This is a genomic window from Priestia sp. YIM B13486, assembly GCF_042787865.1.
Lineage (GTDB): Bacteria > Bacillota > Bacilli > Bacillales > Bacillaceae_H > Priestia > Priestia megaterium.
In genome coordinates, this window is record NZ_JBHZOZ010000002.1 from 364748 (window position 1) to 379222 (window position 14475).

13 protein-coding genes and 1 riboswitch are annotated in these 14475 nt (G+C 39.1%); of the genes, 11 read left to right on the forward strand and 2 right to left on the reverse strand.

Annotated features, from left to right (window positions below; genetic code table 11):
- The first annotated feature begins 12 nt into the window (after positions 1 to 12).
- The 5 genes from ACFX4G_RS06015 (at position 13) to ACFX4G_RS06035 (ending at position 6447) form a co-directional block, all read left to right on the forward strand.
- Positions 13 to 1884: a PTS fructose transporter subunit IIABC gene (locus ACFX4G_RS06015; RefSeq protein WP_013056836.1), complete on the forward strand. Its 1872-nt coding sequence runs from the start codon at positions 13 to 15 to the stop codon at positions 1882 to 1884.
- Positions 1885 to 2079: 195 nt separating this feature from the next.
- Complete coding sequence (locus tag ACFX4G_RS06020; protein ID WP_230183932.1) at positions 2080 to 3462, forward strand: aspartate kinase; 1383 nt, start codon at positions 2080 to 2082, stop codon at positions 3460 to 3462.
- Positions 3463 to 3578: 116 nt separating this feature from the next.
- The gene (locus ACFX4G_RS06025) at positions 3579 to 4064 is read left to right on the forward strand and encodes a YusW family protein (protein ID WP_165575227.1); all 486 of its coding nucleotides are present in this window, start codon (positions 3579 to 3581) and stop codon (positions 4062 to 4064) included.
- A gap of 188 nt (positions 4065 to 4252) precedes the next feature.
- A complete protein-coding gene (locus ACFX4G_RS06030) occupies positions 4253 to 4843 on the forward strand; it encodes a superoxide dismutase family protein (protein ID WP_025752148.1) in 591 nt (196 codons plus the stop codon).
- A 116-nt stretch (positions 4844 to 4959) separates the two neighbouring features.
- The gene (locus ACFX4G_RS06035; protein ID WP_377573366.1) at positions 4960 to 6447 is read left to right on the forward strand and encodes a phytoene desaturase family protein; all 1488 of its coding nucleotides are present in this window, start codon (positions 4960 to 4962) and stop codon (positions 6445 to 6447) included.
- A gap of 74 nt (positions 6448 to 6521) precedes the next feature.
- Here ACFX4G_RS06035 and ACFX4G_RS06040 read toward each other — a convergent pair whose 3' ends face one another.
- Positions 6522 to 7754: a helix-turn-helix domain-containing protein gene (locus tag ACFX4G_RS06040; protein ID WP_162214141.1), complete on the reverse strand. Its 1233-nt coding sequence runs from the start codon at positions 7752 to 7754 to the stop codon at positions 6522 to 6524.
- A gap of 308 nt (positions 7755 to 8062) precedes the next feature.
- Between ACFX4G_RS06040 and ACFX4G_RS06045 the strand changes: the two genes are divergently transcribed.
- From ACFX4G_RS06045 to ACFX4G_RS06055, 3 genes are read left to right on the forward strand one after another with little or no spacing between them, the layout of a single operon-like run.
- Positions 8063 to 8842, forward strand: coding sequence for an SDR family NAD(P)-dependent oxidoreductase (locus tag ACFX4G_RS06045; RefSeq protein WP_162214142.1), 780 nt, complete (start codon positions 8063 to 8065; stop codon positions 8840 to 8842).
- A gap of 12 nt (positions 8843 to 8854) precedes the next feature.
- The gene (locus ACFX4G_RS06050; RefSeq protein WP_025752152.1) at positions 8855 to 9157 is read left to right on the forward strand and encodes an ArsR/SmtB family transcription factor; all 303 of its coding nucleotides are present in this window, start codon (positions 8855 to 8857) and stop codon (positions 9155 to 9157) included.
- Between the two features lie 13 nt (positions 9158 to 9170).
- Positions 9171 to 10571 (forward strand): aldehyde dehydrogenase, encoded by a 1401-nt coding sequence (locus ACFX4G_RS06055; protein WP_377573369.1) that lies wholly within the window; start codon positions 9171 to 9173, stop codon positions 10569 to 10571.
- A gap of 28 nt (positions 10572 to 10599) precedes the next feature.
- Here ACFX4G_RS06055 and tenA read toward each other — a convergent pair whose 3' ends face one another.
- Positions 10600 to 11289: a thiaminase II gene (gene tenA, locus ACFX4G_RS06060; RefSeq protein WP_013056845.1), complete on the reverse strand. Its 690-nt coding sequence runs from the start codon at positions 11287 to 11289 to the stop codon at positions 10600 to 10602.
- Positions 11290 to 11383: 94 nt separating this feature from the next.
- Positions 11384 to 11481, reverse strand: a riboswitch (TPP riboswitch).
- Between the two features lie 226 nt (positions 11482 to 11707).
- Here tenA and ACFX4G_RS06065 point away from each other — a divergent pair.
- The 3 genes from ACFX4G_RS06065 to ACFX4G_RS06075 all read left to right on the forward strand — a co-directional run bounded on the left by ACFX4G_RS06065 (position 11708) and on the right by ACFX4G_RS06075 (position 14451).
- Entirely contained in the window at positions 11708 to 12454 is a 747-nt protein-coding gene (locus ACFX4G_RS06065) for a TspO/MBR family protein (protein WP_043982170.1), read from the forward strand.
- Between the two features lie 303 nt (positions 12455 to 12757).
- Positions 12758 to 12940, forward strand: coding sequence for a hypothetical protein (locus ACFX4G_RS06070; RefSeq protein WP_013056847.1), 183 nt, complete (start codon positions 12758 to 12760; stop codon positions 12938 to 12940).
- Positions 12941 to 13116: 176 nt separating this feature from the next.
- Positions 13117 to 14451 (forward strand): sodium-dependent transporter, encoded by a 1335-nt coding sequence (locus ACFX4G_RS06075; protein ID WP_071274965.1) that lies wholly within the window; start codon positions 13117 to 13119, stop codon positions 14449 to 14451.
- The last annotated feature ends 24 nt before the right edge of the window (positions 14452 to 14475 follow it).

Sequence of the window (14475 nt, forward strand, 5' to 3'; positions counted from 1 at the left end):
GGGGAAACGAGAATGAGAATTACTGAATTATTAAAAAAAGATACAATCATTCTTGATTTAAAAAGCACGTCAAAAGCTGATGTTATTGATGAATTAGTTGGAAAATTAGACGAAGCTGGTCGCTTAAGCGACCGAGCTGGCTATAAAGAAGCAATTTTAAATCGTGAATCTCAAAGTACAACGGGAATTGGAGAAGGCATTGCCATTCCGCATGCGAAAACAAGCTCGGTAAAAACACCGGCCATTGCATTTGGACGCTCAACAGAAGGTATCGATTATGAATCATTAGACGGACAGCCTGCACACTTATTCTTTATGATTGCAGCGAGTGAAGGAGCGAATAATGCTCACTTAGAAACATTATCTCGTTTGTCTACGTTGTTAATGGACGAATCGTTCCGAAAAACGTTGCTAACAGCATCATCAATTGATGAAGTCATTAAAGCAATTGATGATAAGGAAACTGAAAATGAAGCGCCGGAAGAGGAAGTAGATACAGCTTCAGATCAATTAGTGCTTGCTGTAACGGCTTGTCCAACGGGAATTGCCCACACATATATGGCAGCGGACAGCTTAAAAGCAAAAGCGAAAGACATGAATGTCACGCTAAAAGTTGAAACAAACGGTTCCAGCGGGGTTAAAAACGCGTTGACGAAGGAAGAAATTGAAAACGCTACCGCTATTATCGTTGCAGCGGACAAGCAAGTAGAAATGGAACGTTTTGCAGGTAAAAAAGTCATTCAAGTTCCAGTAGCTGAAGGAATTCGCAAGCCTGAAGAATTAATTAACCGCGCGTTAAAAGGAGACGCTCCTGTATACAGCGGCGGCGGTGGCAGCAAAGAAGGCGGAGAAAGTAAAGGATCAGAGCGTACAGGGTTTTACAAGCACCTAATGAGCGGTGTATCAGCAATGCTTCCGTTTGTTGTAGGGGGCGGGATCTTAATTGCTATTTCATTTATGTTTGGCATTCACTCAGCAGAACCGAAAGATCCGACGTACAATGCATTTGCAGCAGCATTAAAAACAATTGGCGGAGATAATGCATTCTTCTTACTAGTACCAGTACTAGCAGGGTTTATTGCAATGAGTATTGCTGATCGTCCTGGTTTAGCTCCCGGTATGGTTGCAGGTCTTTTAGCAGCTTCTGGCGGAGGCGGTTTCTTAGGTGGTTTAATCGCTGGTTTCTTAGCAGGTTATGTAGTAGTGGGGTTAAAGAAATTATTCAGCGGTTTACCGCAAGCGCTTGATGGAATTAAGCCAGTTCTTCTTTATCCGCTATTTGGGATTTTTATCTCAGGGTTGATTATGCTTTATGTTGTAAATGAGCCAGTTAGTGCGATTAACAAAGGATTAACGCACTGGTTAAGTGGATTTGGTACAGGTAACTTAGTATTATTAGGTATTATCTTAGGCGGTATGATGGCGATTGATATGGGTGGTCCTATTAATAAAGCAGCCTTTACATTTGGTATTGCAATGATTGATGCTGGAAACTATGCACCACACGCAGCGATTATGGCAGGCGGTATGGTTCCACCATTAGGTATGGCCATTGCGACAACTTTGTTCAAAAATAAATTTACTCGCCAAGAGCGTGAAACAGGTAAAACGTGTTATGTAATGGGTCTTTCATTTATCACAGAAGGTGCGATTCCATTCGCAGCAGCTGACCCAGGCCGTGTGATTCCCGCATCGGTTATCGGTGCTGCAGTAGCAGGTGCTTTAACAATGATGTTCCACATCGGTTTACCAGCACCACACGGCGGCGTATTCGTTATCGGAATTGTACAAGGAAATCCTCTTTTATATGCACTAGCAATTTTAATTGGTGCAATTGTAACAGCGGTCCTTGTAGGTGTATTAAAAAAGCCAAAAGCAGAATAACAAATAAAGACTGATTTTACATGATGTAAAATCAGTCTTTTTGTGTTTTTCTGGTAGACATTTGTTCTTTATGAGAGTACAATTACGGTAGTATTCCTTTAATTTTTAGAAAAGTTAGATAGATAAGCTTTTCTACTTGATAAAATATGGTACAATAATCGAATATTAAAAACAAAGTAAGGAAGTGTCTCAAACATGAAGGTTGCGAAGTTTGGCGGGAGTTCAGTTGCAAGCGCAGAGAAATTTAAACAGGTTGCGCATATTGTAACGTCTGATAAAGAGAGAAAGCTGGTGGTTGTATCAGCTCCGGGCAAGCGATACGGAGAAGATACAAAAATGACAGATTTGCTAATCGCACTTTCTGCCAAAATACAGCTTGGAGAAGATTACGTCGATGAGTTTGGGCAAGTAATTGATCGCTATCGTGAAATCGTTGTGGACTTGTCTATGCCAGAAACGATTATTACTGACATTATTACGAATTTACAATCACTTATTGATTTACATAAAAACGATCCATTTCGCGTATTAGACTGCCTAAAAGCAAGTGGAGAAGATAATAACGCAAAGGTAATGGCTGCTTATTTAAACCATTTAGGTTTTGAAGCTCATTATGTAAATCCAAAAGAAGCAGGTATTTTTGTTTCTGATGAACCCGGAAGAGCAAGAGTGCTTCCACTGTCTTATGAAAAATTACCGCAGCTAAGAGAGCGTTCGGGCATTTTGGTGATTCCAGGATTCTTTGGCTACTCTGAAGAAGGAAACATGGTTACGTTCTCGCGCGGTGGGTCAGATATCACAGGCTCAATTGTAGCAGCGGGAGTAAAAGCTGATTTGTATGAGAACTTTACCGACGTAGATGCTATTTATAGCGTAGATCCAAGACTTGTGGAAAAGCCTCATGAAATGAAAGAAGTAACATACAGAGAAATGCGTGAACTATCCTATGCAGGTTTTTCTGTCTTCCATGATGAAGCGCTAGAGCCGGTTTATAAACTAGGCATTCCTGTATGTGTAAAGAATACAAATAATCCTGAAGCAAAGGGTACATTCATTGTAGCTGAGCGTCCTCACGGCGATACGCCGGTAGTTGGAATCGCTGGGGATAAAGGTTTTTGCAACATCCACGTGAGCAAATACTTATTAAACCGTGAAATTGGTTTTGGCAGAAGATTGCTTGAAATTTTAGAGGATGAAGGTATTTCATACGAGCATACCCCTTCAGGAATTGATAATATCTCTGTCATCATGCGCGAGCATCAGCTTACGCCAGATGTGGAAAAGCGTGTATTTACTCGAATTGAAAAAGAACTTGAAGTGGATGAAATCTTTATTGAACGTGATCTTGCTATGGTTATGGTAGTAGGAGAAGGAATGAATAGCACAGTAGGAATTGCTGCAAAAGCTACAGAAGCTTTTGCTCGTGCTGAAGTGAATCTTGAAATGATCAACCAAGGTTCTTCTGAGGTGAGCATGATGTTTGGTGTGAAAGCAGATGCTTTAGACCGTGCTGTTCAAGCTCTTTACAATACGTATTTTAACAGCATGTACAGTATTTCTTATTCGAATGTAAAATAAACAAGACGAAAAACCCCGCTTTCTTTTTAGAGAGCGGGGTTTTCTAGTGAAGGCGTATAAAAATCAGATTTGTGGACATAAAGGGAAGGAAGAGTGAAGTCAAAGGAGGAAATACAGTGAAGAAACGACCCTTTTTCATATTCTTTTCCCTTATAGGTATTAGCGTACTTTCAGCATGCCACAATGATGATGCAGCACCGGCAAAAGAAGCTCAAAATAAACAAGGAGTGACGAATGGCGGAACGCCGATGAGCTATGATAATCAAAGCGAAAACACATCTTTTAACTTTTCAAAATTTGATTTAGAAGTAGACTATAAGGGGCTCAACAATGATTATGAAGCCGACTACGAAAATGAAAATGATGAGATAGAAGCCAAAGTGGATGATAATATTAACGATGACCACTTGAACGGAGACAAAGCTTTTAATAAATTATCTTCAAAATTTAAAAAGTTGAATTTTGATCAGCGCACGCCCGATGAAGATGTAAAAAAGGAAGTAATCGATGCGTTTGGTCTAAAAAAAGATTTTCAGTCGTTTGAATTAGAAGTTCGTTTTTCAAACGGAACGGAAAAAGAATACAACTTTAAACAGAAGTAAGACGTTAAAACAAAGTATTTTAGTTGAAGGAAAATCCGAACGATGAATTGAGGTTCTTCATTAAGAATCCAACTCGTTCGGATTTTTTCATTGGTAAGGTGAACGTATGTCTCAATCTTATTTTTGATGTCTAAAAAAAGGAAAATAGTGAAAGGATGGTGATAAATAAGAAAAAGGAGGAATCACGGATGCAAAAGTTGATAATGAACGGATGCGTAGTCTTTGTTCTGTTATTGTTAGGAGCATGCAGCATGGTAAAAGAGCAAAATAACGCTCATGAAAACCACCTGAAAACAGAGGAAGCGAAAGAAACAAGCGAAGTATCGGTAGAACCTGTTAAAGTGGATTTAACAAATACATCGGGCAAAAAAGTAGGAGAGGCTACCCTGTCAGAAGCAAAGAACGGCGTGCACATTAAATTAACTGCTCAAGGTCTTTCACCGGGAAGACATGGATTTCATATTCATGAAATAGGAAAATGTGAGGTGCCGGATTTTAAAACAGCGGGTGCCCATTTTAATCCTTTTAAACGTGAACACGGCTTTAAAAATACAAAAGGCCCGCATGCAGGTGATTTGCCCAATCTAGAAGTTGCTCCAAATGGCAAAGTAGATACAGAAATTTTTGCTTCTCTTGTCACGCTGCAAGAAGGAAAGCCGAATTCTCTTTTGGATATGGATGGATCGGCATTAGTGATACATGATAAAGTCGACGATTACACAACGGATCCTTCAGGAAACTCAGGAGATCGGATTGTTTGTGGAGTGATTACAAAATAAGCCAAAAAGCTGTGAGATCATTCACGGCTTTTTTATTTCAGTAACGAGCCGCTTCTAAATTGCGGTAAGCTTCTTTTTTTTGCACAATAAAAGAAAGAACGAAAGAAGGTGAAAACATGCATAAGCAAGTTGTTGTAATAGGCGGAGGAATAGGTGGGTTAACAGCGGGAGCGCTTTTAGCTAAACATGATTATGAAGTGACGGTTTTAGAAGCTTCTCGAGAATGGGGAGGCTGTGCAGGGAAATTTCAGCGCCATTTGTATACGTTTCCTGTTGGGGCGACGCTTGGAATGGGATTTGAGCACGGAGGGATACATGAGCGAATCGGCACGTACCTTAGCCTAGAAGTTGAAAAGGTTTCTCTTGAAAAAATCATGAAAGTCCATCTTCCTCATCGTACACTGATTTATTATCAAGACCGGCATCAGCATATTTCCTATCTTCAAAAACAATTTCCTCATAAAGCAAAAAATATTAGGAGCTTTTATGAAAATGTTTTTAGAATTGCAAAAGAAATTAGCAAGCTCATGCAGCCTCTGCCGGTTCTTCCTCCTCTGACAGTCGGTGAGTGGAGCAGGCTAGTAAGTTCGTTGAATGTTGGTTCTGTGAAGCTGTTGCCTTATTTTCATCAATCGTTTAGTTATTTACTAAAAAAACACAGCTTGCTAGACGAAGCGGACTTTCTTCATTTTGTTGATGGTCAATTAATAGACAGCATGCAGACAACGAGCGAGAACTGTTCAATGCTTATTGGGTGTTTGGCGTTAGATATTTATCACGAAGGAGCTTTTTATGTGAATGGCGGCTTATACAAAGTCGCAGAAGCGCTGCAAAAATCGATTAAAGCCAGCGGAGGAAAAACGACTCTAGGAAGGAAAGTAGTAAAGATAGAGCGTGATAATGACGGGTGGATCGTGCATGATCATAGAGGTAACCGTTACCGTGCATCAGACGTTGTATGCAACGCGCCGGTTCAAAGCTTAAAGTCTTTACTGCATGATGAAGATTACCAACATATTCATAAGCGGGCAAAAGAAAAAAGCGAGCTTCCGCAGTGGGGAACGTTTTCGATGTATTTTGCGATTGATGAAAGAGATCTGCCGCAAAATGTAGAGTTGTTTCAGCAAGTACTTCAATCCGAACAAGGGGAAATGACAGAAGGAAATCATTTATTTATCTCAGTCTCTCATCCTGATGATCGTTTTCGAGCCCCTGAAGGCAAGCGTACAATTACAGTGTCTACTCACATTGATCTTAGCAAGTGGAGCAACAAAGAAGCCTATGACCTTCAAAAACAAGTTCTTGAGAAAAAAATGGTAGCAGGCATTAAAACCATTATTCCTGGCATTGGAAAAGCAGAGCATCAAATTTCGGGAGCTCCTAAAGCATGGGAAAGGTTCACTTCTCGCCCAAACGGGGGAGTGGGAGGCTTTCCGCAAACGTTAGATCATGCCTTGTTCAAGAGCATTTCGCATCGATCTGGCTTACAAGGACTATGGTTATGCGGAGATACAGTGTTTCCGGGAGCGGGAACTATAGGCGTATCGGTAAGCGGCTATCATGTGTTTCAAAGTATAACGTCTCATCGCCATACGTTACCTTAACATTTTTTACATACAAACTACTATTGTTCATACCATTAAAAAACACCGGCCCTATTACCATAGGGCCGGTGTTTTCAGGAGAGGAACAGCTTCCACCACTTCCGTTTTCGCTTCATATCAGCAGCGGCGGTTTGTCTAAAGGTTTGGACAAAATCACTAAACATCTCTTCGCGTTCAGCTACGCTCTGACGATGAAGCTTACGTTCTTTCTCCATTTCTTTTAAATAATAGACTCGTTCCTCATTCATTGAATCAATTAAATCACGAAGCTCTTCTGTCGTATTAGTTGAAGAATTGTTTAATTTTTCAACCATAAATTTTACTTGATTCATCGCAACGGTGGAATTACTGGAGAATCGGTCTAATAAATACTGCATTTCTTTAGAGGATTCATCCGCATTCTCCATGACATCTTTCATGAACAGGCGCATATCCTCGGTTTTCTCTTCAGCAATTGTTGAATAATCTTCAATCAAAGAAGTGACTTCATCAAACGATTTTTCGTTAGAACGGATAATTTTTTTAGACATATTTTCTACATCTCTTGCACTGCGTTCTGAAGACTCAGAGATGTATGCCCCGACCGATTCCACCATTTCTACAGTTTGGGTAGCACTTTTTTCAAGCTCTCTTTTTACTTCTCCGACAATTTCTTCGCGAACTTCATTTCGCATACCTTCTCGCATTTCTTTTAACAAATCAGCTTTAAATGTATCAAGTACCTCAAACACATCTTCATAGCGGCGAACAGCTTCTACTAATTCCCCTTGAAGCAGTTCTTTTTCATTCACAACAAGGTCGTTTGGTTTTGGCTCTTCAATAGAAGCAGAAATAGCCTGCTTTTCTTCTTCAGTAGCTAATCGTGCTTCAGGTATAGGAGGGGTCTTCTCCTGCTTATTTTCTGAAATGCTTTCCTGTTTTTCAGCAGCTTTTTTCTTTTCTTGCTTCATTTGTTTATTGGAATGTTCTTGAAAATCAATGACGTTTTCTTTTTTAGCAGTTTTCAACTGTGCCGGTTCTTCTTCTTTTGAAACCGCTGCCTCTGATTCCATCACTAAATGCTCCTGTGCTTCTTGTTCTTTTATCAGCAGCTGAACGTATTCTTTGACTTCATCTAACGTACATTGTTCATCAAACAGCTGTTTAATATCATTAAATAATTCAATTTGTTCCTCTGTATAGACACGGGCTCCATCTACTCGTTCAATTGTTAAATAGCTGCCCAATAATTTTTCCCATTGTTTTAGCGTTTTCTTTTCTACCTCTAATTGATCACTTACTTTTTTAATTGTATATGACTCCATCATTTTTCATTTCCTCCCTTATCTATTTTCATCCAACTATGTAATGGATTATTTGTTGTATGTTGTATTCACCATATCTTCACTTGTTTTCCTGCTAGGTGACAAAGGTTGTCAAAACTAGACGACATTAGCCTTCTATGTAAAGAAAACGCATATTTTGTAAAAAAATGTACAGAAATGCGTAAATGGAAAAAATGGAAAACACAAAAGAAAAGAAGAGTATAGAAAACAGTTGACGGGAAAAAATGAATCCTATAAGATAAGTTTAAATGTTTAAGTTCTTGAACATATAAACATAAGGAGTGAACACTATGTCACAGCATTATGCGCTCATCACCGGTGCGTCGGGAGGAATAGGTAAAGAATTAGCTTATCAATTCGCAAAGGATGGGCATCCTGTAATTTTAGTTGCCAGAAGCGCTGATAAACTAGCCGCTATTGGAGAGAATTTAAAATCTACTTATAATATTGAAGTCATAACGGTTGTTAAGGATTTATCAAGAGAAGAAGAGATACAGTCATTATATGAAGAACTTAAAAATAAAAAAATGCACGTTGACTATTTAGTGAACAATGCTGGTTTTGGACTATACGGCAAATTTATTGAAACAGCTTTAGATGAAGAGTTAAACATGATTGATTTAAATATTCGAGCATTAACTCATTTAACAAAATTATTTTTACCGGATATGGTCAAAAGAAATCGCGGGAAAATTTTAAACATTGCATCTGTTGCTGCATTTATGCCAGGTCCACTTATGACGGTATATTACGCAACGAAAGCGTACGTATTATCTTTCACAGAGGCCCTTGAAAATGAATTAAAAGGTACCAATGTAACGGTAAGTGCTCTATGCCCGGGTCCAACTAAAACGGGTTTTAGCGACCGAGCCCAGCTAAGCAACTCCAAGCTTTTTCAAAGCGGTGCAACGGATGTAGAAACAGTAACGAAAGTTGGCTATAAAAAATTTATGAAAGGGCAGACGGTTATCGTACCAGGAGTACAGTTTCGTCTCGCTACGTTCATCCCGCGCTTCGTGCCAAGAAAGTGGCTTACATCCGTTGTCCGCAGAACACAAGAAATTAAATAAAGGAGAATCTATATGAGTCAAAAAGCAGTCGAGTTATTTCGTGCCAGCATTCCTATTTTTCAGGCGCTAAGTGATTCAGCAAGACAAGATATTATTTTGCTGCTCGCGGAAAAAGAGCCTTTAACCGTAAATGAAATTGCAAATGAGTCTACGCTATCACGACCGGCAATTTCTCATCATTTAAAAATTCTACGCGATCAAAAGCTTGTGCAAATTGAGCAAAAAGGAACGCAGAGATATTATTCATTAGCTTTAAATGAGGCAGTTGAGCTATTAAAAAACTTGCTTGCTACAGTTGAAAGCGAATGTTTATAGGGAGATGAAAGAGATGAACCACGAGCGATTTTATATAACAGATGAAACGGTCATTGAACATATTGTTTCTACACAAAAGCAGTATTTCTATGCGCAAAAGACCAAGAGTATCAGCAGCCGTATTCAAGCGCTGAATAAGCTAAGAGACGCAGTCAAACAAAACGAGCAGAGAATTATGGATGCTTTAAAACAAGATTTAAATAAATCTGAAGTAGAGGCGTACACGTCGGAAATTGGGATTTTACTAGAGGAGATTCGGTTTACGCTTAAGCATTTAGCAAAATGGATGAAGCCTAAAAAAGTAAAAACCGCTTTAACACATGTGGGCTCTAAAGGGAAAATTGTTCCTGAACCGTATGGAGTCGCGTTAATTATTGCTCCGTGGAACTATCCGTTTCAATTAGCATTGTCTCCTTTAGTAGGAGCGATTGCCGCTGGAAACACGGCGATTATAAAACCTTCTGAATTAACGCCTAGCGTATCTCGCGTTATACAAGAATTACTGGCTGAAGCTTTTGACCCAGCATTTGTGACGGTGATTGAAGGCGCTGTAGACACGACGAGCCTGCTTTTAAAACAGCCACTTGATTATATTTTCTTTACGGGAAGTGTAAATGTAGGGAAAATTATTATGCAAGAAGCAGGGAAGCAGCTTATTCCAGTCACGCTTGAGCTAGGCGGAAAAAGTCCGTGCATTGTACATGAAGACGCAAACCTAGATCTTGCAGCGAAGCGAATTATGTTTGGTAAAGGGATGAATGCAGGCCAAACGTGCGTTGCTCCTGATTATTTGCTCGTGCATCAAAAAGTGAAAGCGCAGCTTGTAGAGAAACTTCGCGAAGCAATTTCTCAATTTTACGGTAGTAATCCACTTGAAAGCGACCGCTACGGCCGTATTGTCAGTGAGCGTCATTTTACTCGGCTAGTTGAGTTTTTAAAAGACGGAAATGCTATAGTTGGAGGCGGGTACAATAAAAACACGCTAACAATAGAACCTACGGTGTTAAGTGAAGTAAGCTGGACATCAGATGTTATGCAAGAAGAAATCTTTGGGCCTATTCTTCCTATGATTGAATATGAAACACTAGACGAAGTCATTCATAAAGTTCAAGAAAAAGCTAAGCCGTTAGCTCTTTACTTATTTACAGAAAGTGAAAATGTGCAAAACGTGATAACGGAGCGCCTTTCATTTGGAGGAGGCTGTATAAACGATACGCTTATGCATATCGCTACGCCATATTTGCCGTTTGGCGGAGTGGGAGAAAGCGGCACGGGTCAATATCATGGAAAAGACAGCTTTCAGACATTCACTCATTTTAAAAGCATGCTGTCTCAAACAACCAAGTTTGATTTGTCATTCCGCTATCCTTCGGAAAAACAAAGCTTGAAAATGATCAAAAAACTATTGAAATAAAAGAGCCTCCTGATAGGAGGCTTTTTCGTTATTTTGAAAGTGAAAGCTGAGAAAGCGGCCATTTTTCTTGGGTATATGCCATTTCCCAAAATAAATACTCCAGTTCACAGCTTTTGATGAAGTGATCTTTCATACGGTTACGTTCTTCTTCAGTAGCTTGTTCGGCGAGTTCATCAAGCTTGTTACAAAACCATTGTGTTGTGCCATTCATTTCTTCATTATTATAAAACTGAATCCATTCATAAAAAGGATGAGAAGGAGATGGATTTACTTGTTCTGTAATGCGCTGGCCAATTTCAACGTACGTCCATGGACATGGAAGAAGCACTGCAATGATTTCTGCTAAGCTGCCTGTATGCGCAACACTTGTCATATGGTTAATGTAGTGGCTGGCCGTCGGTGAAAGCGTCTCAGTGTGAAGGTCTTCATAACGTACGCCTGCTACTTCACAAAAATTATTGTGAGGGTGTACTTCACTATGTAATACCGTAGAAATGCCGGCATTAAAGGCTTCCATTTCGGTACGCGTGCGGCATTTTGTTAAAGCAGCGCCGTAAATGCGAACAAATGCTGTTAAGTATTCGTAATCTTGAGAAACGTAGTGAATAAGCGCTTCTTTTGGCACGTTTCCTTCAGCAATTCCTTTAATAAAAGGATGGTTAAAAATGGCTTCGTAAATATAGTTTGCTTCTTGTCTTAATTGAGATGAAAATGACATCAAAATCCTCCTTTAATATGAGGAAGTCACAAACAAGCACATAAAGGAAATAAAAAACACTCCGTTTATAAACGGAGTGGCAAAGGACAGTAAAAACTGAACATTGCCACTTTCCTACGCTGGTATGAGCCAGATCAGGTTCAAAGGGATCAAGAAAACTTGTCTCAGCCGGTGGCACCCCTAGTGGACTTCCTATTAATCTAAGTTTAACTTACCATATATTCTGAAAAATAGAAAGCGTTATGGGAAATTGTGTGCTAACCGCTTTTCTTTCTTAAAGAGGAAATTTCTTAAAGCTATTTTTAATCATTTTTGTTTAAAAATGCATATTTTTAGGGAAGAAGAGGTATTAATGAAGGGAAGAGCCGTTTTCGTCTCCGAAACACTCCCATATAAATAGAAGAAAGGAGAGAACAAAATGGCGAAATTTCGTTTGTATGCTGTATTAAATACAGTAGGCTTGGCTATTACACTGCTTGTGAATTATTTAGCAAATGCCATTCCAATAGGAGGCAAAACAACGGGAGAAGCTTCTGCGCAAGTTCCTACGTTGTTTACACCAGCGGGTTATGCTTTTGCTATCTGGGGCGTTATTTATTTATTATTAACCATTTGGGTTATACGCCAATTTTTTGCAAGAGAAGATCAAAAGGAAATATATGCACGTATCGGCATTTGGTTTTTTCTAAACTGTTTGTTAAATAGTGCGTGGATCTTTATTTTCCAAAACGATTACTATAAGTTATCTCTTTTAGTTATGCTCTTTATTCTAGGCACATTAATGATTGTGTATTCCATTATTCAGCATTCTCGAATGACGACATGGTTTATGCGTCTGCCGATTTCGCTTTATCTTGGATGGATTTCTGTTGCGACTATTGTCAATGTGTTTGTCGTATTTCAAGCAAATGGAATACAGCACTTGCTTGGCTTAAACGAGTTAGCATGGACGATTATTATGCTGCTGGTAGGAGCTGTGCTGGGCATCATGTTTACATTAAAAAACCGAGACGCTGTTTATCCGCTTGTTTTTATTTGGGCTTATATTGCCATTGCAGTGAAGCAAAGTGGAAATCAGCCAATTGTCATTACTGTCATCATTTCAGTTGTTTTATTAGCAATTGCCATTATTGTGGGATTGATTAAACGCTATAGACGTTTTTAAAAAGAAGCTCTAGCTTTTGTAAGCTAGAGCTTTTTATGATGCTCTTTTGATTGTAAAAAAGCAGCTGTAAAAGCAATTAAGCTAATTAAAATACCAAAAGGAACAACAATTGGTACGAATGATAAAATAAATGTCATAAGTGTAACCTCCATGTTGCATCGGTGCATAATGAAAAATTCAACTTTTTTAAATTGAAGTTCCGCTATTATAGTATGCTAGGCTTTATGTTTGGAGCCTATATGTTTAGAAATAAACGAAAAAGGCAACATACGTTACATACAGGTTATATTAGGAGGAGTTAAAATGGAAACATATTTAGTCGCTTACACGGATAAAGATGATATGGAATATAAACAAGTGACGTGCGAGAGTTATGAAGATGCAGAGCGTACGGTCCTTCGTTTAGAGAGAGAAGGGCATATGCATATTGAAGAAATTTCAAATCAAGAAGCCTACCGTGGAGATGAATCCTCGTACAGAGAATAAATTTTGAATAGAAACACCAACCTTAAAATGAAGAAGCAGCTGCTTCTTCATTTTTTCTATTCTATATAGATATCGTTTTATAGAAAAAAGTAAAACGGGAATGATTTTCTTCTGCATTTATGGTACAGTACTAATCAGGTGAGTTTTGAGTTTAGAAGAGGAGAGAGTAACATTATATGAGTAAAGGAAATCAGTGGTCTTCACGCCTCGGTTTTATTTTAGCATCTGCTGGGGCAGCAATTGGTCTAGGAGCGATATGGAAGTTTCCATACGTAACGGGAACCAGTGGCGGTGGAGCGTTTTTTGCGTTGTTTATTTTATTTACGATTTTTATTGGATTGCCGCTTCTGTTGGCAGAATTTATCATTGGAAGACATACGGGGAAAGAAGCGATTAGTGCTTATAAGGCAATTGCTCCAAAATCCGCTTGGGTATGGATTGGCAGGCTGGGAGTACTAAGCTGTGTCGTTTTGCTTTCCTTTTACAGCGTCGTTGGCGGCTGGGTGATTTTATATACGATTATGAGCGTAACCGGTATGCTAAGCGGAAAAGAGTACGGTCCGTTGTTCAATGCCGTCATTAGCCAACCTTATGTAGTATTAGGTGCACAGGCGCTGTTTTTATTAATTACAGTGTTTGTTATTTCAAAAGGCGTACAAAAAGGAATAGAGCGTGCTAATAAATACATGATGCCGCTGTTATTTATTTGTTTTATCATTATCGTGGTGCGTTCTTTAACATTAGACGGAGCAATGGACGGAGTAAAGTTCTTTTTGAAACCGGATTTTTCAGCCATTACAGGGTCATCTGTTCTCTATGCGCTCGGTCAGTCGTTTTTCTCGCTTTGCGTGGGATTATCTTGCATGGTGACATATAGCTCTTATTTAGGGAAAAAAGTAAGCTTGACGCGTTCAGCTGGGACTATTGCTATTTTGAACTTGTTTGTTTCGCTGCTGGCGGGTTTGGCTATTTTCCCAGCCGTTTTTTCATTTGGATTAAAGCCAACTGAAGGACCTGGACTTTTGTTTGTGGTCTTGCCAACAGTATTTGAGAAAATGCCGTTTGGTACCGTCTTTTTAGCACTGTTTTTAATTTTATTTCTATTTGCTACGCTTACGTCTGCTTTCTCACTGCTGGAAATTATCGTAGCTGCTTTAACCAAAGACGATCAGACAAAACGAACTCGCTACGCTTCTTTATCAGGGATTCTTGTGTTTGTGGTAGGTATCCCATCAGCGCTTTCGTTTGGTGTACTAAAACATGTCTCACTTTTTGGCAGAAGTATATTTGACGTAGCTGACTTTTTTGTGAGCAACTTAATGCTGCCTCTGGGAAGTTTAGCCATTGCGATTTTTGTGACATTTAAAATGAAAAAAGAAGCCGTGTACGAAGAGTTTATTTCAGGAAGTACAAAAGGCGCTAAATTATTCAACGCATGGTTCTTTCTAGTTAAATACGTATTGCCTATTATTATTATAGCTGTTTTATTAAGCTTACTTGTTGCATATTAAAAAAAGCACTCATCTGAGTGCTTT